Source organism: Bradyrhizobium sp. CCBAU 51745 (assembly GCF_028128715.1).
Lineage (GTDB): Bacteria > Pseudomonadota > Alphaproteobacteria > Rhizobiales > Xanthobacteraceae > Bradyrhizobium > Bradyrhizobium manausense.
On the sequence record NZ_LBJP01000093.1, the window covers coordinates 801,510 to 824,992 of the forward strand.

The window sequence follows — 23,483 nt, forward strand, 5'->3', positions numbered from 1 at the left end:
AGTCCTACTTCCTCTTCTTCCTGTTCGCGAACGCATTGAACGCGGCAATCGCATCGTTGGACTTCAACCGCTCGCCGAACAGATGGGCCTCCTGGTCGATGCGGCGGGTCAGTTCTTCCGGCGGGGCGCGCAGCAGCTTGCGCGAGATTGCGACCGCATCGGCCGGAAGCCGGCAGATGTCGCGCGCCACCTTGCGGGCTTCGACCTCGGTATGTCCCGGCGACACCACGGTGTTGACGAAGCCGGCGGCATGGGCCTCGGCGGCCGTGAAGCTGCGGCCCATCACCAGCATGGCGAAGGCGCGCTGGTAACCCATGGTGCTGGGCATCAGGAGGCTGGCGGCACCGACCGGAACGAGCCCGAGATTGATGTAGGGCGCCGAGAAGGTCGCGGCGTTCGAGGCGAGCACATAGTCGCAGTGAAACAGCATCACGGTGCCTATGCCGATCGAGGCACCGTCCACGGCTGCGATGATCGGCTTGACGTTGAGCGCCAGCGAGTAGAGGAATTTGGCGCCGTCCGACAACGTCTCCGGACGGGCCGCGTCGGCATGCATGAAGTCGTCGATATCGTCGCCGGCGGTGAACACGCCGGAGCCGCCGGTGATGATCATGCAGCGGATATCGGGATTATTCTGTGCGGTGTCGATCGCCCGGCTCATCTCGCGATACATGTGCTGCGTGATCGCGTTCTTCTTGCCGGGACGGCGCAGGGTGATGACGCGTGTGCCGCGGTCGTCCGTGACGATGATATTGCCGTTCGGCATGAGCACTCCCTGCGCTCGCCGCGGCGCCTGCCGCTGGCGAGTCTTGCACAGCTCAGCCTACATGATCCCGCAGGCGTGCCAATCCTGTGGCTCAATCAATTCGGCAGTGATGCCGTTAAAATGGTTGCATGACACCCGCCCGATGGCGTCGGGGGAACGACCCAGCAGCGCGATTTGCGCATTGCAACAATCGGCTACATCTTTCATTTGAAAAACCGGTGGTTGTGCGTCACGATCAGCCGTTCGTTCCATCAGACCGATATTTGACGATGATCGCCGCAACGGAGGTTGACGAGTCCTCGCTGCGCTACCGCGGCTGGCGCGTGGTGCTGGCCTGTTTCCTGATGGCCTTCTTCATGTTCGGCTTTGGGCTCTACGGCCAGGGCGTCTATCTCGCCGAGCTCCAGCGCGCCCATGGCTGGCCGGGCACGCTGGTATCCTCGGCCAGCACCTTCTCGTTCCTGCTGAGCGCCGTCCTTGTGATCTTTACCGATGATCTGCTCGTCCGCATCGGGTTGCGCGCGCTGATCCTGTGCGGGCTTGCGGCGCTTGGCGCATCGACCGCGCTGCTGGGATTGATGCAATTGCCCTGGCAGCTCTATCTAGCCTATGCCCTGATGTCGATCGGCTGGACCGGAATGGGCTCGGTGGTGATCGCCACCGTGCTGAACGCCTGGTTCGAGCGACGGCGCGGGCTCGCGCTCAGCCTCGCCTTCAACGGCGCCACCTGCGGCGGCATCATCCTCGTTCCCGTTCTGTTGGCGCTGAGCACCAGCATCGGCTTCCGTTGGGCCATGCTGGCGGCGACCATCGTGATGGTGGCGCTGGTCTTGCCGGTGGTCGTCGTCTTCACCGGCTGGCCGGCCGCCGCGTCGCTGCATGCAGCGGGATCAGTTTCCAGCGGCGGCAACGCCGCGCGCCATTCGCGCCGGGCGCTGCTCGCCGTTGCATCATTCTGGACCATGGTGCTGCCGATCGCGATCGCGCTGCTGGCGCAGATGGGATTCATCATTCACCAGGTGACGTTCCTCGAACCATTGATCGGCCGCGCCAGTGCGGGCCTCGCGGTCACCATCATGGCCGCGATGGCGGTGATCGGGCGACTCACGCTCGGCCTGTTCGTCGACCGGCTCGATCCGCGGCTTGCCTGCGCGGCGTCGATGATGAGCCAGGCGGCGGCCTTGCTCGTGCTCCTGCACAGCCAGAGCCCGATCGTGCTGCTGTTGTGCTGCGCCGTCTACGGCTTCTCGATCGGCAACATGATCACCTTTCCGCCCTTGATCATCCAGCGCGAGATCGGCAGTGCAGCGTTCGCGGCCGCGATGGGGCTGGGTACGTCGATCAGCGGCATCGTCAGCGCCTTCGGTCCCGGCATTGTCGGCCTCGTGCGCAGCGCGAGCGGCGACTACACCATTGCGTTTGCGATGTGCGTGGCGCTCGACGTGATCGCGGCCGGCATCGTGCTGTGGCGGCCGGGAAAGAGGGCGGAGGTCGCTGCCCGTAGGGCGGATTAGCGAAGCGTAATCCACCTCTTCTGTTCACGCGGCGGCACAAGCGGTGGGTTACGCCTACGGCTAACCCACCCTACGCACCGACGCTCGCGGCAAGCAGCTTACCCCAACAGCACCGCATCCGCCGCCGCGACCGAGTCAGCGCTTTCCGTCACGGTGCGCTCGAGCGCGCCCGCCTGCACGGTGATGTTCTCGGCGAAGAAGCGCGCGAGCGAGACGTAGCGCGCCGCCTCGGTGTTGCCGTCGGCTTTCGCTGCGAGCGCCTCGGAGGCGAGCAGGCAGCCGCCGAGCGTTGAGCCGAACTGCTGCAGATAGGGCGTCGCGCCGGCGAGCGCCTCGTTCGGCGCCGACGTGACGCGTTCGAGCAGCCACTTGCTGCTGCGCCTCAAGGCCTCCAGCGCCTCGCGCAGCTTTACGCCGGTGGTGCCGAAGGCGGGATCGTTGGAGGCCTCGACCTGTTTGACCGTGGCAGAGAGCTCGTCGATCAGCGCCCACACCGCCGCGCCGCCATTGGCGGCAAGCTTGCGCGTCACGAGGTCGATCGCCTGGATGCCGTTGGTGCCTTCATAGATCGTGGTGATGCGGGCATCGCGATAATGCTGCGCGGCGCCGGTCTCCTCGATGAAGCCCATGCCGCCATGGATCTGCACGCCGAGATAGGCAACCTCGTTGCCGATATCGGTGGAATAACCCTTTGCCATCGGCGTCAGCAACGCCGCGCGTGCGGCCGCATCGGCGCGGACCTTCGGATCCCTGGCGCGCATGGACACGTCGAGCGCGACCGCTGTCGCATAGCAGATGGTGCGCGCGGCCGCGGTCTGCGCCCGCATCCGCATCAGCATGCGCTTGACGTCGGGGTGCACGAAGATCGCATCCGATCCGTCGCCCTTTTTGCCGACGGCGCGGCCCTGCTTGCGCTCCTGCGCATAGGCGAGCGCCTGCTGATAGGCGCGATCGGCGATGCCGACGCCTTCCAGGCCGACGCCGAGACGGGCCTGGTTCATCATCGTGAACATGCAGCGCATGCCCTGGTTCTCTTCGCCGATCAAAAATCCGATGGCGCCGCCATGGTCGCCCATGGTCATGGTGCAGGTGGGGGAGGCGTGCATGCCGAGCTTGTGCTCGACGCCCGAGGCAAAGATGTCATTGCGTGCGCCGAGCGAGCCGTCTTCATTGACCATGAATTTCGGCACCAGGAACAGCGAGATGCCCTTGGTGCCCGCGGGGGCATCGGGCAGGCGCGCCAGCACGAAATGCACGATGTTGTCGGTCATGTCGTGCTCGCCATAGGTGATGAAGATCTTCGTCCCCTTGATGCGATAGGTGCCGTCGGCCTGCTTTTCGGCACGGGTGCGCAGCGCACCGACGTCGGAGCCCGCCTGCGCCTCGGTCAGCTGCATCGTGCCGGTCCATTCGCCGGTGACGAGCTTCTCCAGATAGATTTTCTTCAGCTCCTCGCTGCCATGCGCCTCCAGCGCCTCGATCGCCGAGGCCGTCAGCAGCGGGCAGAGGCCGAAGGCAATATTCGACGCGCTCCAGATCTCGGTGCAGGCGGCGTTGATCGCCAGCGGCAGGCCCTGGCCACCAAAGTCCTCGGAGCCCGAGACCGCGTTCCAGCCGCCGTCGATCCAGCGCTTGTAGGCGTCCGGCCAGCCCGGCGCCGTCGTCACCTTGCCGGCATCGAGCTTGATGCCATGCTCGTCGCCGACCTTGTTCAGCGGCGCCAGCACGTCGGTTGCGAATTTGCCGGCCTCTTCCAGCACGGCAGCGGCAATGTCGGCGTCGAAATCGCCGTAATGGCCGGCCTCCACGGCGGCCTTGAGGCCGGCGCCATGGTTGAGCGACAGCAGCATGTCAGAAATCGGCGCGCGGTAGGTCATGGCAAACTCCCCGTGGACAGGTTTGCCGCCGTATTCCCATGAAATGGCTGAGGCCTCAATGGGTGCGATACGGGACCGCATCGGGCCTTCGCCCCCGCCTATATTAAGGTGTGGCGCGCCCGCGCCCCGGGCGGTGGTATTTTGCCCCTCCAGGCGGTTGAAATGCCGCGCCGCACCCTATAGACCGGCTGCGACCGAAGGGAATCTGCGGGTGCCAGCTCGCCCGCCGTTCCCGTGGTCACCTGATGGGGCGTAGCCAAGCGGTAAGGCAGCGGATTTTGATTCCGCCATTCGGAGGTTCGATCCCTCCCGCCCCAGCCAGCTCCCGAGCACTACTGCACCCGTGCCAGCATCCGGCGGAAACGGGCAAGTGCGGCCGCCAGGAAGATTGCGCCAAGCGCGACAATCGCGGCGAGATGCGGCCAGACCTGGTCGATGCCGGCGCCCCGGCACAACACCGACTGCGTGAATTGCACGAAATGCACGGCCGGCGAAACCTGAATCGCGACCTGGAGCGGCTGCGGCATGGCTTCGAGCGGGGAGGCGCCGCCCGACAGCATGTTGAGGATGAGGAATACCGGGATCGCGAGCAGCGCGAACTGCGGCATGGTGTTGGCAATGGTCGCAAGCAGGATGCCGAGCGAGGCGATGGCGAAAAGATAGAGCACCATGCCGGCAACGAACAGCGGGATCGAGCCCGCGATCGGCACGTGCAATACGCCCTTGATCACGATGAGCAGCGACAACGTGCCGAAGAACGCCACCACCAGCGCATTGGCCCAGATCTTTCCGGCGGCGATCTCATGCGCGCGGACCGGCATGACCAGGAGATGTTCGATGGTGCCGCGCTCGCGCTCGCGAATGACCGCTGCGCCGACCAGCAGGATGGTCAGCATGGTCAGGTTCTCCACCAGCGCATTGATCGCCATGTGCCAGAAGCCTTCCAGGTTCGGATTGAAGAAGGCGCGTTCGACGCTGCGCACCGGCAGTTCGCGCGCGATGCCGCGGGAATGCAGATAGTTCGTCGTTTCCTGCTGCAGGATCGAGGACACGTAGCCGGCGCCGACTGCCGCCTGCGTCATGGCCGTGGCGTCGATGTTGAGTTGCACCGCCGGATCGCGCCGGTTCAGGACATCGGCCTGGAACCGCGGTGGGATGTCGAGCACGAAGGCGTACTGACCTTCATCCATGAGGCGGTCGACGGCAGAGCGGTCGACCGGGACGGGCCGGCGGAAATAGGGCTGCAGCAGCGCGTCGGCGATGCGGGTGGACAGCACCGAACGATCGGAATCGACGATGGCGACCGGCGCGTTGTTGACGTCGGTCGTGATCCCCGTCGACTCGCTATAGACGCTGAACGAGAAGGAATAGACCACGAAGAAGGCCAGCACCACGTCGCTTGCGAGACTCGCGAGCTCCTTGATGCCGAGGCGGAACACGTTGGAGAGCCACCGCGTCATGTCAGCCGTCCTGCTTGCGTAGCAAGAGGCTCGCCGCCACGAGATAGGCAAGTCCGAAGGCGAGCAGGATGAGATGATTCGGATAGAGTTCGACGAAGCCGCGCGCCTTGGTGATGGTGCCCAGCGAAATGTTCTGGAACCAGAGCGAGGGAAAGCTCATGCCGATGAAGCGACCGCTGCCCTGCAGGGCGGCGGCCGGGTAGAGGTAGCCGGAGAAGTTGATCGCCGGGACGGTGCTGACGATGGCGGTGACGATGATCGCGGCGACCTGGCTGCGCACGAAGACGGACACCAGAATGCCGAAGGCAGTGGAGGCGAAGACATAGAGCATGCCGCCCAGCGCGAGCGCGGCAACCGAGCCCTTGACGATCACGCCGAAGGCAAGGCTCGCCAGCACCAGCAGGCTGACGAAGCTGGCGCAGCTGAACAGAATGTAGGGCAGCTGCTTGCCGAGCAGGAACTCCGCGACCGTCGCCGGCGAGGCGTAGAGATTGGTGATCGATCCGAGCTCGCGCTCGCGCACCACGCCGAGGGCGGCGAGCATCGATGGGAACAGCACCATGAAGATCATGACCAGTCCGGGCGTGAGCGCGAACACGCTGCGGAAATCCTGGTTGTAGCGAAAGCGCGGCTCGAGCGATGCCGCCACGAGGTCCGGCACCGCACCGCGGGTGCGGCGCGCGAGGTCTTCGACATAGGAGAGCACGATGCCGTCCACGTAGTTGCGTGTCGTTTCGGCGTGGAAGGGCGTGGCACCGTCGAGGAAGAAGCCGACCTCGGGCTGGCGGCCGGCGACGAGATCGCGGCCGTAGCCGGGCGGGATGTCGATCACCAGGCGCAGGTCGCCAGCGCGCAGACGGCGATCGACCTCCGTCTCGCTGCGCAGTGGCGTCATCTGCCTGAAATAGCGCGAGGCGGCGAAGCTCTCGACCAGTTGCCGGCTGTCGGCGCTATGGTCGCGATCGAGCACGGCGAAAGACAGGTTCTCCACGTCGAAGGTGATGCCGTATCCAAAGGTCAGAAGCAGCAGCAGCGGACCGAGCAGCGCAAAGCCCAGCCGCACCCAGTCGCGCAGCAGTTCGCGCATCTCCCGGTAGCTGAATGCCCACATGCGGCGCAGCGATGCAAGCAGGCTGGCCGTCGGCAGCGGACGGGCTGCCGCCGAATTCGTCCAGACGGCGCGCGGGACTTCCTCGACCGTGCCCTCGGGATCGGCCTCTTCGAGATGGGCGATAAACGCGTCCTCCAGGCTGGCGGTGTCCTTGGCCAGCCGCAGCTCTGACGGCGTGCCGACGGCAAGCACCTTGCCGGCGTGCATGAGGGAGATGCGGTCGCAGCGCTCGGCCTCGTTCATGAAGTGCGTCGACACGAAGATGGTCACGCCGTCGCGCCGGGACAATTCGCCGAGCAAGCGCCAGAACATGTCGCGCGCGGCGGGATCGACCCCGGAGGTCGGCTCGTCCAGGATCATCACCTCGGGGCGGTGCAGGCATGCGGCTGCAAGCTGCAGCCGCTGCCGCATGCCGAGCGGCAGGCTCGGCGGCTTGCTGTTCGCCGCCTCGACCAGGCCGAAATGTTCCAGGGCCCGGTCGACAACCTGCTTCACCTCCGCTTCCGCGATACGATAGAGGCGCGCATCCAGCGCGAGATTTTCGCGGACCGTCAGCTCCTCGTAGAGCGAGAAGCCCTGCGACATGTAGCCGACGCGCAGGCGCGTGGAGAGGTCGCCCGCCTCGACGGGACGTCCGAGCAGTTCGGCGCGTCCCTCGCTGATGTCCAACAGGCCGGTGAGCATCTTCATCGTCGTGGTCTTGCCGCAGCCATTGGAGCCGAGGAACCCGAAGATCTCGCCACGCCGGATGCTGAAGCTGACATGATCGACGGCGACGAAATCGCCGAAGCGGCGCGTCAGCCCCTCGGCCACGATGGCCGGCTTGCCGTCGGCGCTCGGCGGCAAAGGCGCGATGGGCACCATCTCGGGTGCGACGCTGCCGCCGTGCAGCGCGATATAGGCCTGCTCGAAGTGCTGGGTTCCGGTCTGCTTGAGGAGCTCGGCCGGAGCGCCCCGTGCCAGCACGCGGCCGGCGTCGATGGCGACGACGTGGTCGAAGCGCTCGGCTTCTTCCATATAGGCGGTGGAGACCAACACCGTGAGCTGCGGACGCTGCGCGCGAATGTCGTCGATCAGCCGCCAGAACTGCCGCCGCGACAAGGGGTCGACGCCGGTGGTCGGTTCGTCGAGGATGAGCAGGTCGGGATCGTGGATCAACGTGCAGCACAGCGACAATTTCTGCTTCATGCCGCCCGAGAGATTGCCGGCCGGCCGGTCGAAAAACGGAGCAAGGCCGGTCGCTCTCAACAATTGCTTGATGCGTGCCGCGCGCTCGGCCCCTGACTGGCCGAACAGGCGGCCGAAATAATCGATGTTCTCGGCGACCGACAGGCTCGGATAGAGATTGCGCCCGAGGCCTTGCGGCATGTAGGCGATGCGCGCCATGATGTCGTCGCGGTGCGCGTGCGAGGCGATGTCGCCGCCAAGTGTCCGGATGCTGCCGGCCTGCAAGCGGCGTACGCCGGCGATCAGCGCGAGCAGGGTCGATTTGCCGACGCCGTCAGGCCCGACCAGCGCCGTGGCGTTGCCGGCGCGGACGGACAGGCCGATGTCGGCCAGCGCCGTTACCTTGCCGTAGCGGTGGGCAACCTCACTGACCTCAACTGCGAAAGGCTCAGCCGGCGACATTGGGCAGCCGGATGGCAAGCCAGGCGGGCCAGGTCGCGTTCGGAATCACCTGAACATAGGCGTTACCGCTGAGGCCGGCTTTGACATAGTCCCGGTAGGTGTCGAGCAGCTTCGGGTCGATGGCGAGCTTGACGCGGTACATCAGCTTCTGCCGCTCGTTCTGCGTCTCAACCGTCTTCGGCGTGAACTGCGCCTCGGCAGCGACGAAGGAGACGGTGGCGGGGAACACGGCGTTCGGAACCGAGTCGAGCACGATACGCGCCTGCGAGCCGAGTGCGATCCGGCCGCTGTCGCCGGTCGGCAGGAAGACCGTCATGTAGACGTCGGAGAGATCGAGGATCGTGACCACACGACCGCCTGCAGCGACCACTTCGCCGGCCTGCACCAGCTTGTACTCGACACGACCCGACACCGGCGTGTGCAATTCGGAATCGCTGAGCGTCGCCTCGATCTGCGCGACCTGGGCGTCGGCGGCCTCCCTGGCCGCATTGGCTTCGACCATCGCCGCGCGCGCACCCTCGATTTGTGCGGCGGCGACGAGGCTCTGTGCGCGGCGCCGTTCGAGATCGGCCCTGGTTCCGGCGGACGTCTGCTCCAGACGCGTCGCGCGCTGCGTCTCGATCTCGGCGAGGTCGTACTCCGCCTTGCGGATGTTGATGTCGGCCTCGGCATGGGTGGTGGAGGCTGCGGCGCGCTGAACCGCGGCCTTGGCGCCGGCAAGTTGTGCGCGCAGCTCCGTGGTATCGAGCGCGGCGATCAGCTCGCCCTTCTGGACGGCATCACCTTCCTTGACGCGGACTTGCGCCACCCGCCCGGGCAATTTGGAGGCGATGTCGACGCGGGTCACTTCGATGCGGCCGTTGGCGGTCGCAAGCCCGGCAGGGGTCTGCACCGCCATCACTTGCGTCCAGTAGATATATCCGCCTGCAGCGAGCGTAAGCAGGGCGGCGATAGCAAACATCGCGGGGCCACGCATGTTGGGCACCATACCTCAATAGTCCGATCGAGTGCTTTGAATAGCCCAAGCTCGTCGGCACAGATTGAGTTAGCTCAAGCAGGGCAATTCTTGGCTGGCCCCGCCGCATCCTGGAATAGGTATTGGCGAGCAAATCGGACAGACAAGAAATCGAAGCGGTGCGATTGTGCATATTCGGTACTCGAGCAAACAGATTCGGGGCTCGCCTCGCTTCCCCGCTAACGATTGAACCTAGGAATTTGCAGGCTGTCCTACGGCAGTGCGACGTTTCTTCGATGATCGCCCGAAATCTCGGGCTTTGTGCCCGGCGAATTCCAGTTCACACCTGCCGGGCCCAGCCATGTTGCGTAGTCGCGTCGCGATCGTAAGCGGCAAAGGCCTGGCAAGTCTTCATCGAATGCCTTTCTGCATCATGCTCCGCAGACGTCCGCCCCAGAAGGCTCTCAGCGCGTCGGCCAGATCGCGCGGATTATCTTCCTGAACGTTGTGGCCCGCGCCCTCGATGTTGATCCACCGCCCGTCGGGAAAGCGCGCGGTGAAGTCCTGAGCGGCATCCTTCGAGACGATGAGGCTTTCACCACCCCTGGCCAGCAGGAACGGCGCGGCCATGTCCGGAATGCGAGCCTCGAAGCCGGCGAGATGCCTGAGGATCATGGGATAATCCGCCGGACGACGGCGGTCGCTCTTCCATACGAGGCGCCCATCGTCGTCGCGCTTCAGCAGGGTGCGCATTCGATAATAAAGGCGCTCTGGATCGCTCCTGGGACTAACGGCAAGCGCCAACTCGACCACTTCGTCCACTGTCGCTGCGCCAGGAAAGTCCGTCATGAAGGTGCGCATCCGCGCCGTCGCGGCAAACACCGGCCGTGAGGTCACATCGACCATCACGAGACTTTCGGTGCGGTCCCGGTGGCGCAGCGCGAACTCGCAGGCCACCATTCCTCCCAACGACATGCCAACGATGCGCGCGCGTTCGATTCCGAGCCCGTCGATAACTGCGAGGAGATCCGCCGCACAGCTTTCGATAGAATAGTCGTCAGCCCAATCGCTGGCGCCGTGGCCGCGCATGTCGAGTGCTATGAGCCGGAAATCAGACCGCAGTGCAATGGCGACATAATCCCAGGTGCGGGCGGTCAGCGCGCCGCCGTGGAGCAGCACTGCCGGAGGTCCTTGGCCGCCCCAATCGAGGACGTGGATAGTGGGGCCGCCATGCGTGCGGAAACGCGCTGAGCGCGGCGGCGCGAGGTCGGTAAAGGCAATACCGAGCCGATCGGCTATTGTCGTCAGCGCCTCGGGATGCCAATCGTTCACCACCAGCCCCTTACTTAGGCTACCCTAAGTAAGTCCCGCGAACGCAGGTTTGTCAATGGCCACGCGACAACGTCGAACACCGCAAGCGGCCAAATTCGCGATCCTGGATGCGGCGGAGCGGCGACTGCACGACGAGGGCCCCGAAGGCGTGCGCATCCAGCGCATCGCTTCGGATCTGGGCATCACGGACGCGGCTATTCACTACCACTTCGGCACCCGCGAAGCGTTGATGGACGCGCTCCTGCGGCGCATAGGTCGCCGCCTGGTAGATGACATTGAAGCGATCATCGAAAGCTGGGCTCCCGATCAAATTGACGTCGCCGCCCTCGGACGGCTCTTTCAGCGCGCCTATGCCGACGAACGGGCCGCGAGACTCGCCCTCTGGCTTAGCCTCGCTGGCTGGCGGCCGGAGGGATCAGGCATGCTCAAGTCGTTGGTCGAGCGAGTTCATCGAGCGCGGATCCAGGCAGCGCGGAAGGCGAGGCGGCGCGCACCGCAGATGTCCGACACGCAATACGCCATCGCTGTCCTGAGCGCGGCCCACATGCATGCCGCGATGTCAGGCGAAGCTTTGTTGGCAAGTGTCGCCGAAGACCCCGCCGCCCTCGACCAGCGCGATTTCCTCAAATTCGTAGTTCAGTTGATCGCGCGCCATCTTGCAGAGGCGTGACGGAGGTTCGATCCCTCCCGCTCCCGCCGGGTGCTCGCTACCCCTCGTATTGATCCGGTCCCATCGCCCACGACGTCTGGTCGTGACTGTGCGCGTAGTTGCGGTTGTTGACGGCGGGATTGCGATTGACCAGCGGCCGCATGAACATCGGGTGCGTCGCGCTGCGCACCTCGTGCTCGACGGTGAAGAGAGGCTTGCCGCTGTCGAGATCGACGATGTCGCAGAAGCGGTACTGATACTGATTGTCTTCGCGCGAGATCAAATCGCGCGCCAGCAGCTTGCGATAGGGGCCCGAGAAATCGGTGATGTACATCTGCACATGGTGGCCGTCATAGCCCGGCTGCGGCCGGTCGGTCTCGCGGAACAAGAGATGCTGGTCGCGGCCGGTCTTCACCGCGGCGACCTTGCCGTCACCGTTGCGCAAGCCCGCGGGCATGCCCATGACCTCAGGATAGAAGGCGCAGATCGCCTGCGCCGACCCCACCGGCACATCGAACGAGACATAGGGAATGCCGAGCGTGATGCGCCCGAAGCGCGCCGCATCGGGTTCATGGACGTGAACGCGATTGCCCCAGGGGCAGGTCGCCTCGACATAATCATTGTGCTCGGCGTAGCTGAAGGCCGTGCCTTCGAGCTTGCCCTTGATCGAGGCCAATCGCGCCAGCAGCGCCTCGCGTCCCTCGATGACGAGCCCGGTATGGCCGCGCAGCACCTGCGCCTTGCCGCTGGGCAGATGAAACTGGCTGCGTCCGGCATTGATCCACATGTTGGTGTCCGAGACCATCAGATAGGGATCGCGGGTCAGCCCGAGGCCGGTGACGTAGAACAGTGTGGCGAGGCGCTGATCCGGAACCGTGATGTTGACGTGCTCGAGATGAATGGCGTTGCCGAGATCTTCTGCGGATCGGTCGAATTGCTGCGGCATGGCTGTGTGTTTCCGGCTGGAGGGACTGCTGCTCCATTCTAGAGCAGAATTTCCGCCAGCCGAAACACTTGCCCCATCACATCTTGCGAGCAAGGCAGGGTGTGAGCTGCCATCTTGCCGCGGCACCCATTCCCTGTAATCTGGCCGAAAGAGATAAGGAATGAGGTCGATGGGGGGAGTTCTGGAAGGCGTGCGCGTCCTCGATTTCGGGCGCTATATCGCGGGTCCCTATTGCGCGACATTGCTGGCCGAGTTCGGCGCCGAGGTCATCAGGGTCGAGAAGCGCGACGGCAGCGAGGACCGCTTCGTGGCGCCGGTCGGCGAAGGCGGCGAGGGTGCCTTGTTCCTCCAGGTCAACCGCAACAAGAAGTGCATCACGCTCGATCCGATGACGGGCGAGGGGCAGGAGGTGATGCGCAAGCTGATCGCGACGGCTGATGTCGTCGTCGCCAATCTGCCGCCGCAAACGCTCCGCGCGATGCAGCTCGACTATGATTCACTCAAGGCGATCAAGCCTGACATCATCCTGACGACGGCGACCGCGTTCGGCGGGCCGGGTCCCTGGTCCGACCGCGTCGGCTTCGATGGCGTCGGCCAGGTCATGTCGGGCTCTGTCTACATGACCGGCGCGGGCGATCCACCATATCGCGCCGCGGTGAACTGGGTCGATTTCGGCACGGCGCTGCATTGCGCCTTCGGGACGCTTGCCGCGCTGATCGAGCGCGGCAAATCCGGGCGCGGGCAGATCGTCGAGGGCGCGCTGCTGGCGACCGCTCTGTCCTTCACCAACGCGACGCTGATCGAGCAGGCGGTCATCAACGTCAACCGCGTGCCCACAGGCAATCTCGGCCAGACCGCGGCGCCCGCGGATATCTATCGCACCAGGGATGGCTGGGTGCTGTGCCAGGTCACGGGCCATCCGCTGTTCAAGCGCTGGGCCAAGCTGATGGGCGAGGAGGAGCTTTGGCTGAACGATCCGCGCTTTGCCGACGATATCAGCCGCGGCAACAACGGCCCTGTCATCAGCGAGCGGATGGCGCGCTGGTGCGCGATGCGCACCACGCAGGAGGCGGTCGACGCGCTCGGCAAGGCGATGATCCCGACCGGGCCGGTGCTGAGCCCGCAACAGGCGCTGGATCATCCACACATTCGCGCCGCCGGCTTCTTGCAGGACGTCGACTATCCCGGCTTGCCGAAGCAGGCCCCGGTCGCGCGCGCCGCCATCCGACTGTCTGAAACGCCCGGCCAGATCGCATCGCGCCCGCCGACGCTCGGCGAGCACACTGATTCCGTGCTGGCGGAACTGGGCTACGACAAGGCCGCGATCGCAGCGCTGCGGCAGAGCGGCATCATTTAGCCGCGATCTGATCACAGGAGTGGAAATAGGCCGGCGCGTCTGCTAGACGACTGGCGGCTCATCCTCGCGCATTGTGCGTTGGCCGGCGACCTCTGCGTCGCACGAGGTTTCAGGAGAGGCGCATGTTCGTGCGCCCCATCCCATATGCATGACCATTCGCAACCGAATCATCATGAGCTCGGTGGCGCCTGGCATGGACGACTGCCCAAGACGACTGCCTAAGACGAGAAACGGATTCACGTGCGTCATTCCAAGACATTGCGGCCCGCCAAGAACGCGGCAATCAAGAAAGCGGCAGTCAAGACTTCGCCCAGAAAGCGCGCGCTCGCAAACAGCCCGACAAGCAGGCGCCCGCCAGGCAAGGCTTCGCCGAAGCCGAGCAAGGGCGCGCAGCGCGCCACGATCTCGTCGTCGTCGCCGCTGGGCATGATGGCGCTGCATCTGCTGGCGCAGTGGAAAGAATCTGGCCGCAGCGGTCTTGTGTTCCTCGCCGAGAGCGAGAACAGGGCCGAGCGGCTTGGCAGCGTCATTCACGCGCTGGACCCCACTTGCGAGGTGCTGGTGTTTCCGCGGCTGAACACCCTGCCGTTCGATCAGTTGGAACCATCGCGCGAGATCGCGGGCCGCAGAGCCTCGGTGTTGCGGCGCCTGGCGAAAGCCAAACAGCCGATCTTTCTCATCTCCACAGCTGAAGCCGTGATGGAGCGCCTGCCGCCGCCGGCGAGCCTGTTGCGTCTGAACCTCAGCTTGAAGGTCGGCGGCCCCTTCTCCGAGAGCGAGCTTCGCGCCCGCCTGGAAGAGCTGGGCTATGATCTCGACGACGAGCCGGATTATCCGGGCGGCGCGCTGTTTCACGGCCAGACCTTCGAGATATTTCCCGCTGGCGCGCTGGGGCCGTTCCGGGTGGAGCATTCCGGGCGCACCATCAAGCGGATCGTGGCGTTCGACCCGCAACAGCACGACATCATCTTCGAGACAAAAGAGCTTCTCGTCGATCCCATGTCGGAACGAACAGCCCTGTCAGGCGCGCGCGCCAGGCGTGCGACGCTGTTCGACTATTGCGGCAAGGCCAGGTGGACCGCGGATGCCGGCGTGCCTGATCATGCCGGTGCCTGGCTGAGCACGATCGAGGAGGCCGCAGGCCGCGCCGACAGGGAACGCGAATATCTCGGGCGAAGCGACTGGAAGCAGGCGACCCGCGGCATGAAGGTGCTGCCGCGCACCTCTCCGTTCCAGCCGACGCCGGAATTCTCAAAGCTGTCGTCCGCCAGGAAAGCCCTGCGCGCCTACGTCGAAGAGGTGAGGCGCGCCGGCTCGCGCTTCATCTTCGTCGCCGCGCAAGAGGAGGATCTGCGCGTGATGGAGCGGATGAGCGGTGTCAAGACGGAGCGCCTCGCCGATTGGGCGGAGGCCGAGGGCGCGCGCCATCGCGACGTGGCGCTGCTCGCCGATCTCGATGGCGGCTTCGTCATGCCGGGCAAGAAGCCTGCCGTGGTTCTGACCGCGACCGACGTGCTCGGCAGCCGCGCGCATCATCCGCAACCGATGGCGCGAAGCTGGAGCGCGGCGTTCGATCATGCCGACGTGCCGGAGCAGGGCACGGTGGTCGTGCATCTCCAGCGCGGCATCGGCGTGCTCGACGGCCTGCAGACCGTCAACACCGGCGGCGGCGCCATGCGCGAGATGGTCCGCCTGTCCTTCGCCGGCGATAACGCGGTCCTGGTGCCGCCGCCCGATCTGGCGCTGATGTGGCCGTATTCGACCGAGCGCGGCAAGCTCGCGCTCGACAAGGCCGATGGCAGCACATGGTGGGCGCGCCGCAGCGCGGCCGAGCAGGAGATCCAGGCCGCCGGCAAGGTGCTTGCCAAGCACATCAGCCAGCGCAAGCGGCGCAAGGCGGCAAAGCTGGTGCCACCGGGGGCGCCTTACGAAAAATTCGTCGCGCGCTTTCCCTATTTCACCACCATCGATCAGGCCAAGGCAATCCACGACGTGCTGGACGACCTCGCCTCCGGCCATCCCATGGACCGCGTGATCTGCGGCGACGTCGGCTTCGGCAAGACCGAGGTGGCGCTGCGCGCGGCGGCGGCCGTGGTGCTCTCGGGCAAGCAGGTCGCGATCGCGGTGCCGACCACCGTGCTGGCGCGGCAGCACGTTGCGACCTTCCGCAAGCGCTTTGCGCCTGTTGATATCGAGGTCGGCAGCCTGTCGCGCGCCACCTCGGGCGCGGAGGTCAGGGAGACCAGGGAAGGCCTGCGCAGCGGCCGGATCAAGGTCGTGGTCGGCACGCAGGCGCTGACGTCGAAGGACATGAAGTTCGATGATCTCGGCCTCGTCATCATCGACGAGGAGCAGCATTTCGGCGCTGCCGAGAAGGCAAAGTTGTCGGGGCTGGCCAGGAACGCCCATACGCTCTGGATGAGCGCGACGCCGATCCCGCGCACGCTCGCGGCCGGCCTTGCCGGTTTCAGGGACCTCAGCGTCATTGCCTCGCCGCCGGTGCATCGCTTGCCGGTCGCGACCAAGATCGCGCCGCTGTCGGATGCCGCCATCGCCTCGGCGTTGCTGCGCGAGCAGCGGCGGCACGGGCAGAGCTTCTTGATCTGCCCGCGCATCCAGGATCTGGAGCCGATGCTGGCGCGGGTGCAGGCGGTCGCGCCCGATCTGAAGATCGTCTGCCTGCATGGCAAACTGCCGGCCGACGAGATCGACGAGCGCATGATGACCTTCGTCGAGGGCAAGGCCGACGTGCTGCTGGCCACCAACATCGTCGAGAGCGGTCTCGACATCCCGCGGGCCAACACTATCGTGGTGTGCTGGCCGGAAAATTTCGGTCTGGCCCAGCTGCACCAGCTGCGCGGACGTGTGGGGCGCGGCGGCATCCGCGCTTTCGCCTATCTCCTGACCGAGTCGGCCTCGGGGCAATCAGAAAAGCGGCTCGCGGTGCTGGAGGAGTTCAGCCGCCCGGGCGCGGGCTTTGCCATCAGCGAGCGCGACCTTGATCTGCGCGGCGCGGGCGACCTGTTCTCGGAGCAGCAATCCGGCCACGTCCAGGTGTTCGGCCCGGTGCTCTACAGCCACCTCCTGAAGATTGCCTCGGAGAAGGTCGACGACGGCATGTCCGTGGTGTGGGTGCCCGATCTCAACCTGCCGATCGCGGATATGCTGCCCCCGAGCTACGTGCAATCCGCGCCGGTGCGGCTCGAGCTTTATGCCCGCGCCGCGCGCTGCGCCAGCGAGGACGATCTCGACGATCTCGAAGAGGAAACCTCGCGCCGCTTCGGACCGTTGCCGCAGGCCGCACGCGATTTCTTTGCAGCGGCGCGGCTGCGGCTGGACTGCAAGCGCCGAGGCATCATTCGCCTCGACGTCGGGCAAAGCGCGGTGGCCGCGACGTTCCTGCCGGGGCGGCTGCGGAAGTCCAAGGGCAAATCGCTGCAACGCGACGGCGATCGCGTCGTCTATCACTGCCCGATGCGCGATGCCCCATTCGAGCGGGTCGAGGAGCTGCTGGAGCTTCTCGACGAGGCTTGATCGCGCAGCGCAGGTCGGCGTTATGTCTTGCCGATTCACATAGCCCAATGCGGAAAGCACCCAGACTCTCCAAAATCGTTCCGGGAATGGGGCTACGACGGCAATGGATCGCGTCGAAAACGTTTTCGTCGGGACGGCGATCACGGGCTTTCTCATTATGCTCGGGGCGATGATATGGATGATGTTGAGCTAGCGGCCAGAGCGACTCCGGTCCTGCGCGTCTTCCTGCCATATCTCGCCGTCTTCATCTGCGTCGTGGTCGCTGCGTGGGTGATCTGGAGCAGGCTGCTCTAGCCGGCTCGGAATTTCCTGCGCTTCAAATTTGGCTGTCGCAAGTCGAGAGGGGCCCCTCGAACTGCGCTACGACATCCGGCGCGAGCCGATCAGTCCGCCGAGTCCGCGGATCATTGACGCGATGTCGATCGGCTTTTCCCAGAGCGCCACGTCCTGGAATTGAGGTGCGATGCTCACCGGGTCGTAGCCTGTCGTGAACACGAACGGCACCTGGCGTGTCCTGAGCTCTTGCGCAATGGGATAAACCGTCTCGCTGCGAAGGTTCACGTCGAGCACCGCGCCGTCGACGATCGAGCCGTCGTGGAGGATGCGCAGCGCATCCTCGACTTCGCCGACCGGTCCGGCGACGTCGGCGCCGGCCGATCGCAGGGCACGGCCGATATCGTCAGCGAGGTAATATTCGTCCTCGACGACGAGGACTCGGCGTCCCGACAGCGACCCGCGCTCATGCGACGACGTTGGCATCATCGGCAGGTTTCCTCCGCTTCTCGAAAGACATTGGAACATACGGCCAAGGGCCGCCTTGGTGCAAACCAAGCAGGAGATGGCGGGTTCCCGATGAGCAACCGCGACATCATTGTCATCGGTGGCTCCGCTGGCGCCACCGCCCCGTTGAAGCAGATCTTGGCCGGGCTTCCGCGCGAATTGCCGGCGGCCATCTTCATCGTGCTGCACATTCCGGCGCAGGGCATCGGCATCCTGTCGACCGTGGCCGCCGCTGCGGGGAGGCTGCCGGTTCATCAGGCGGTCGACGGCATGACCTTCGAGCGCGGCCATGTCTATCTGGCTGCGCCCGACTACCACCTTCTGCTATCGGGAACGCACATCCGGCTTGGGCGTGGTCCGCGCGAGAACATGGTCCGTCCGGCGATCGACGCCCTGTTCCGCTCTGCGGCCGTGCACCACGGTCCCCGCGTCATCGGGATTGTCCTCAGCGGCCTGCTCTCGGACGGCGCTGCCGGGCTCCATGCCATCAAACGCTGCGGTGGAATGGCGCTGGTCCAGGACCCCGCCGACGCGATTTCGCCGCAAATGCCGCAGCGCGCGCTGGGGGCGACCATCGCCGATCTCTGCGTTCCGGCTGCAAGACTCGGTGATGTCCTGTCCGATCTCGCGCAGGAGGCGCCGGGGACCGCGCTGCCGGTGGCTCCCGACATCCGCCTGGAGGTCGAAATCGCGGCCGGCGAAAGAATCGGGGCAGGAAGCCTCACCAATATTGCGGATCCTGCAGCGCTGACCTGTCCGAGCTGCGGCGGGGTTCTATCCCTGTTGAAAGGTGGCCAGCCCATGCGCTTTCGCTGTCAGGTCGGCCATGCCTATACCGCCGACGCGCTCGCCAAGGAGCAGGAGGGAGAGGTTGACGAGGCACTGCGTGTGGCGCTGCGGATCATCGAAGAGCGCGCCGAGTTGGTGCAGCGCATGGCGGACGATGGAAGGCGCAGCGGTCGGCCCGCGGTCGCCGAGATGTACGATCTGCGCGCCGCCGAATATCGCGAATATGCCGACATGATCCGGCGGGTTGTGCTACAATCGTTCCATCCGGCGATCCGCCCGCGAGAGACGTAAGGCGCATGGCCATCTCCCTTGCCGACCGGACCGAGCAGCTCCACGCCGAGCAGCGCCTTCTCGTGAAGGCGGATGCCGACATCAACGAAGGTTGGCTGCGGATTCGCAACCAGGAGGATCTGGTGCGCGAGCTGCAGGCCGGGGGGCACGACTCGCGCCATGCGGAAAGACTGGTCGAGCTATTGAAGCAGACCCTCGTCGAATGGGAGCGGCACCGCACCCTGATCGTCCAGCGGGTCAACTACCTCCAAAGTGAGATCGATTCCGCGCCATCGCCGGCCCGCTGATCGCCACGATTTTCGGGGTAGCCGATCAGCCTCTCTCCTTGTTCTATGATCCCAGCTCCACGCGGAACACGAAGCTATTTCCGCCATTTGGCTGTTGGGATAGGCTGATTTTCTGGTATCTGCTGGCGGCTGAATTGCTTGGATACCGCGAACGAGAGTAACGGCCATCATGGATGAAGTCGCCACTGCGCCGGGTGATGGGGAGCGCCAGGGCAAGGCGCCACTGATCATCGGGGTTGGTGCCTCCTCCGGCGCCATCGACAGCATCGAGCGCTTCTTCGCAAAGCTTGCTCTTGGGGACGACCAGACGGTCGTGCTCGTGCTTCAGCATCGCGAAGCGTTCTCGGACGGGCGGCTCGCGGCTCTCATTCAGCGCGCCGAGGGAGCCCTGCTCTCGGAGCCGCGAGACGGGGCGCCGATCGAAGGCGGGACGATCTATCTCAGTCCGGCTGCCATGATCACCACGATTCAGGGCGGTCGTTTTGCCGTGCGCAGGGCGGAGCAGGGGCCCGGCGAGCGGGCGACCATCGACAGCTTTTTGGTGTCGCTCGCGGAAGAGCGCGCCGAGCAATCCATTGGCGTGCTGCTGAACGGCACCGACGGCGATGGCACGCTGGGAGCGGCCACCCTGAAGGACCATGGCGGCCTGGCGATCGCCGAAAAAGTGGCCGATGACGATTCCGAGCATCTCGTCGACGGCAACGGACCAGCCGCTATCGCCGATTATGTGCTTTCTCCGGAAGATATTCCGGAGCATATCCAGGTCTATGCGCGCCATCTGCGGCGCCTGGAGGAGAAACAGGGCTTTGACGAGGTGCTGGCGGCCGCCGCGACCTCACTGTCGCGCATTGCCGACATTCTGCGCAACAAGACCGGCAACGACTTCCACGGCTACAAGCAGAACACCTTCCTGCGCCGCGTCCAGCGCCGCATGCAGGTGGTGCAGATCGAGGAGATTGCCTCCTACGTCGATTTCCTCAGGAACGACAAGGACGAGGCCCAGCATCTCTTCAACGATCTTCTGATCGGCGTCACCGAGTTCTTTCGCGACAAGCGGGAGTTCGACGTGCTGGAATCCCAGATCATTCCAAAGATCTTCGAGAACAAGGGAGCCGGGCAACAGGTTCGCGTCTGGGTGCTCGGCTGCGCGACCGGCGAAGAGGCCTATTCGATCGGCATCCTGCTGCGGGAGCATATGGCGACGCTGGACTCCGCCCCGCAGGTCCAGATCTTCGCGACCGACATCGACGGACGGGCGCTCGCGACCGCGCGTGTCGGCCGCTACCGCACCAATATCGAGCATGACATGAGCGCCGAGCGCCTGGCGCGCTGGTTCGTGCGCGAGGGCGATACCTACTGCGTGGTCAAGGAGCTCAGGGAGATGTGCATCTTCTCCCAGCACAACGTGATCAAGGACGCGCCGTTCTCGAAACTCGACCTGGTGTCCTGTCGCAACCTCCTGATCTATCTCAACGCCGAGCTGCAGAATCGCGTCATCCCGCTGTTTCACTTTGCGCTGCTGCCTGAGCGCTATCTGTTTCTCGGCAATTCCGAGAACGTGACGCGGCATCCGAAACTGTTCGCGCCGGTCGATCGTCGCGCCCGTATCTTCAAGAAGCTGGATACCGGCACGCGGCTGCCGCCGGAGTTTCCGATCTCGACCAGCGCGGGCCGCGTTCCGGTCGAGTTGCCCTCGGTTCGTTCGTTCGGCCCCGACGTCGGGCTGGAGCGCCGCGCCCAACGTATCGCCGAGCGCTACGCCCCGGCCTATGTGATCACGGACGACAACTTCCAGATCCTGCATTTTTCCGGTCGCACCGGCCGCTATATCGAGCCCACGGCGGGTGCAGCCTCGCTCGACCTGCTCCAGCTCGTGCACCGCGACCTCAGGCTGGAGCTCCGCACGGCGCTCAGCCGCGCGGCCGAGACCAGCGAATCCGCCCACGCCGAGCAGGTCCAGCTCGGCGTCAACGGTCACCGTGTGCTCGTCGATATCTCCGTGGAGCCGATCCAGGATGGCCCGGACGGCCACCGTAGTTTCGTCGTGCTGTTCAAGGATGGACCGGCGCGCGGGCTGGAGGCAAGCGACAGCGGTTCGGGCAGTCTGGTGCGAACCGAGCATGTCGAGCGGCTTGAGAGCGATTTGCGCGCCACTCGCGAGCGCCTCCAGGCGACCATCGAAGAGCTTGAAAGCACCAACGAAGAGCTGAAATCCTCCAACGAGGAGTATCAGTCGCTCAACGAGGAGCTGCAGTCGGCGAACGAAGAGCTCGAAACCTCGCGGGAGGAATTGCAGTCGGTCAATGAAGAGCTGACCACGGTCAATGGCGAACTCGCCCACCGCGTACAGGAGTTGACGCGCGCCACCAGTGATCTCAAGAATTTCCTCGAAAGCACGCAGATCGCGACCGTGTTCCTGGACAACGATCTGCGTGTGATGAACTTCACGCCGGCGATCACCCAGATCCTGCATCTGGTCGAGACCGATGTCGGCCGCCCGATCGCCCACATCAAGGCCCGTATTCCGATCGAAGAGCTCTACGACGATGTCCGTCGCGTGGCGCGCACGCTCGCCAGCGCCGAGCGCGAGCTGCCCGCGCCGGACAGTGGCACGCGCTATATCGTCCGAATCCTGCCCTATCGCAGCATCGACAATTTCATCGCCGGCGTGGTCGTCACCTTCATCGACGTCACCGCGATCACGCGCGCGGAGGAGCGGCAGCGGCTGCTGCTTGCCGAGCTGCAGCATCGCGTCCGCAACACACTCGGCGTGGTACGTTCGATCGCTCGCCGATCGGCCGAGACCAGCTCCACCGTTGAGGAGTATTCCGCGCATCTCGATGGCCGCCTGAATGCCTTTGCACGGACGCAGGCGCTGGTGACGCGCGATCCCGAAGGTGGTGTCGATCTCGAATACCTCGTCGTCGAGGAATTGCTTGCCTATAATGCCCGAGAGGGCGAGCAGATGCGCGTGTCCGGCCCCGCGGTTCGCTTCCAACCCAAGGCCGCCGAGACCTTTGCGCTGGCGATCCATGAGCTTGCGACCAATGCGCTCAAATACGGCGCGCTCGGCCACCCCTTGGGCCGCCTCGAAATCTCCTGGCGCATCGATGAAGCCGCCGACTCGCCGCGTCTGCTGTTCGATTGGCGCGAGCGAGGCGGGCCGCCGGTCATTCAGCCGACGCGGAAAGGCTTTGGTGCGGAGCTCCTGGAGCGGACCCTGGCGTTCGACCTGAAGGGGCAGACGACGATGTCCTTCAATGCCTCAGGGTTTCAGTGCCAGATTGCAATTCCCCTGAGCAAACGAACCTTTCACACGCCTTCAATGGACGGCTGATGCGCTCCCAAGGCAACGAAGGAGGATTGGCACAGGCGGTCGTTCGCCGCCTCAACCTGTTGCGGCCGTTGTCGGAAAGCGCTGTTGCGGCACTCGAGCAAGCCATTTCCGAGGGCCTGTTCCGGGCCGGTCCGGGAGAGGATCTGGTCGCTGAAGGCGATCCGATCGACAGCGTCAGGGTGGTGCTCTCGGGCTGGCTGTTCCGGCACAAGACGCTCGAGGACGGTCGTCGCCAGATCGTCAATTTCATCCTGCCCGGCGAGACCTGCGACGCGCATGCCTATCTTCTGCCTGCCATCGACCATTCGATCTCGACAGCGACGTCGGTTGCCTATGCCGAGATCAAACGCCCCCACTTCGAGACCCTCATGGCAAGCGAGCGCACGCTTGCCGAAGCGTTCATGTGCGAGACCGTTCTGAACAATGCAATTCAGCGGGAATGGGCGATCAATCTCGGGCGGCGCGCGGCGCTGGAGAAGGTTGCCCACCTGTTCTGCGAAATCTACGAGCGGCTCCGGCCGGTCGGACATGCCGACGGCAATTCGTGCAGCTTTCCCGTGACCCAGATGGATCTGGCCGACGCGACCGGGCTTTCGGTTGTCCACCTCAACCGCACGGTCCAGGAGCTCAGGGCAGCCGGCCTGATCATCCTGCGAGAGCGGACGCTCACGATCCCGGATCTGGATGCGCTCAAGAGCGCGGCGCTGTTCTCGCCGGGATATCTGCAACTCTATCGGCGCGGCTAAAGCATGATCCGGAAAAGTGCGAAGCGGTTTTCCGAAGGGATCATGCTCAAACAATACCTAAAGCGCGATGACGATTCAGCTTAATCTCATCGCGCTTTAGTCGGGCGTCAGCCGAGCCTGCAG

The 23,483-nt window shown here is 65.0% G+C and carries 17 protein-coding genes and 1 tRNA gene; 9 read left to right on the top strand and 9 right to left on the bottom strand.

The genetic code is table 11. The features are described 5' to 3' along the window. Positions 1-4: 4 nt before the first annotated feature. A complete protein-coding gene (locus tag XH98_RS40015; protein WP_271601698.1) occupies positions 5-766 on the bottom strand; it encodes an enoyl-CoA hydratase-related protein in 762 nt (253 codons plus the stop codon). A gap of 269 nt (positions 767-1,035) precedes the next feature. Here XH98_RS40015 and XH98_RS40020 point away from each other — a divergent pair, with 269 nt between their 5' ends. Further along, a complete protein-coding gene (locus XH98_RS40020) occupies positions 1,036-2,280 on the top strand; it encodes an MFS transporter (RefSeq protein ID WP_271621850.1) in 1,245 nt (414 codons plus the stop codon). 98 nt (positions 2,281-2,378) lie between these two features. Here XH98_RS40020 and XH98_RS40025 read toward each other — a convergent pair whose 3' ends face one another. Continuing rightward, a complete protein-coding gene (locus tag XH98_RS40025) occupies positions 2,379-4,157 on the bottom strand; it encodes an acyl-CoA dehydrogenase (RefSeq protein ID WP_271601700.1) in 1,779 nt (592 codons plus the stop codon). A 246-nt stretch (positions 4,158-4,403) separates the two neighbouring features. Here XH98_RS40025 and XH98_RS40030 point away from each other — a divergent pair. Then, positions 4,404-4,478, top strand: a tRNA-Gln gene (locus XH98_RS40030). An 11-nt stretch (positions 4,479-4,489) separates the two neighbouring features. On the opposite strand, the gene XH98_RS40035 is transcribed toward XH98_RS40030, so the two are convergent. The 4 genes from XH98_RS40035 to XH98_RS40050 all read right to left on the bottom strand — a co-directional run bounded on the left by XH98_RS40035 (position 4,490) and on the right by XH98_RS40050 (position 10,491). Next, positions 4,490-5,617, bottom strand: a complete 1,128-nt coding sequence (locus XH98_RS40035; protein WP_271601701.1) for an ABC transporter permease — start codon at positions 5,615-5,617, stop codon at positions 4,490-4,492. Position 5,618: 1 nt separating this feature from the next. Next, positions 5,619-8,357, bottom strand: a complete 2,739-nt coding sequence (gene rbbA, locus XH98_RS40040; RefSeq protein ID WP_271621851.1) for a ribosome-associated ATPase/putative transporter RbbA — start codon at positions 8,355-8,357, stop codon at positions 5,619-5,621. Next, positions 8,344-9,333, bottom strand: coding sequence for an HlyD family secretion protein (locus XH98_RS40045; RefSeq protein ID WP_271601703.1), 990 nt, complete (start codon positions 9,331-9,333; stop codon positions 8,344-8,346). Before XH98_RS40045 ends, rbbA begins: the two co-directional genes overlap by 14 nt. 390 nt (positions 9,334-9,723) lie before the next feature. After that, on the bottom strand, positions 9,724-10,491 hold the full coding sequence (locus XH98_RS40050) for an alpha/beta fold hydrolase (protein ID WP_271621852.1): 768 nt from the start codon (positions 10,489-10,491) through the stop codon (positions 9,724-9,726). 208 nt (positions 10,492-10,699) lie between these two features. Here XH98_RS40050 and XH98_RS40055 point away from each other — a divergent pair, with 208 nt between their 5' ends. Then, entirely contained in the window at positions 10,700-11,314 is a 615-nt protein-coding gene (locus XH98_RS40055) for a TetR/AcrR family transcriptional regulator (protein ID WP_271621853.1), read from the top strand. A gap of 37 nt (positions 11,315-11,351) precedes the next feature. Here the strand turns inward: XH98_RS40055 and XH98_RS40060 are convergent, their stop codons facing one another. After that, positions 11,352-12,239 carry a VOC family protein gene (locus XH98_RS40060; protein WP_271621854.1) on the bottom strand — a complete coding sequence of 296 codons (888 nt, stop codon included), beginning with the start codon at positions 12,237-12,239 and terminating at the stop codon, positions 11,352-11,354. Positions 12,240-12,408: 169 nt separating this feature from the next. Between XH98_RS40060 and XH98_RS40065 the strand changes: the two genes are divergently transcribed. Next, positions 12,409-13,596 (top strand): CaiB/BaiF CoA transferase family protein, encoded by a 1,188-nt coding sequence (locus XH98_RS40065; RefSeq protein WP_271621955.1) that lies wholly within the window; start codon positions 12,409-12,411, stop codon positions 13,594-13,596. A 245-nt stretch (positions 13,597-13,841) separates the two neighbouring features. On the opposite strand, the gene XH98_RS40070 is transcribed toward XH98_RS40065, so the two are convergent. Continuing rightward, complete coding sequence (locus tag XH98_RS40070) at positions 13,842-14,024, bottom strand: hypothetical protein (protein ID WP_271601708.1); 183 nt, start codon at positions 14,022-14,024, stop codon at positions 13,842-13,844. Between XH98_RS40070 and XH98_RS40075 the strand changes: the two genes are divergently transcribed. Then, positions 14,023-17,130: a DEAD/DEAH box helicase gene (locus XH98_RS40075; RefSeq protein ID WP_271621855.1), complete on the top strand. Its 3,108-nt coding sequence runs from the start codon at positions 14,023-14,025 to the stop codon at positions 17,128-17,130. The genes XH98_RS40070 and XH98_RS40075 overlap by 2 nt on opposite strands. 360 nt (positions 17,131-17,490) lie before the next feature. Here the strand turns inward: XH98_RS40075 and XH98_RS40080 are convergent, their stop codons facing one another. Further along, complete coding sequence (locus XH98_RS40080) at positions 17,491-17,892, bottom strand: response regulator (protein ID WP_271601710.1); 402 nt, start codon at positions 17,890-17,892, stop codon at positions 17,491-17,493. Positions 17,893-17,982: 90 nt separating this feature from the next. On the opposite strand from XH98_RS40080, the gene XH98_RS40085 reads away from it, so the two are divergent. The 4 genes from XH98_RS40085 to XH98_RS40100 all read left to right on the top strand — a co-directional run bounded on the left by XH98_RS40085 (position 17,983) and on the right by XH98_RS40100 (position 23,360). Further along, on the top strand, positions 17,983-18,990 hold the full coding sequence (locus XH98_RS40085; protein ID WP_271621856.1) for a chemotaxis protein CheB: 1,008 nt from the start codon (positions 17,983-17,985) through the stop codon (positions 18,988-18,990). A gap of 5 nt (positions 18,991-18,995) precedes the next feature. Next, positions 18,996-19,277, top strand: coding sequence for a hypothetical protein (locus XH98_RS40090; RefSeq protein WP_271621857.1), 282 nt, complete (start codon positions 18,996-18,998; stop codon positions 19,275-19,277). A gap of 169 nt (positions 19,278-19,446) precedes the next feature. Continuing rightward, on the top strand, positions 19,447-22,614 hold the full coding sequence (locus XH98_RS40095) for a CheR family methyltransferase (protein ID WP_271621858.1): 3,168 nt from the start codon (positions 19,447-19,449) through the stop codon (positions 22,612-22,614). Further along, positions 22,614-23,360 (top strand): Crp/Fnr family transcriptional regulator, encoded by a 747-nt coding sequence (locus XH98_RS40100; protein WP_271621859.1) that lies wholly within the window; start codon positions 22,614-22,616, stop codon positions 23,358-23,360. Before XH98_RS40095 ends, XH98_RS40100 begins: the two co-directional genes overlap by 1 nt. Positions 23,361-23,483: the final 123 nt, after the last annotated feature.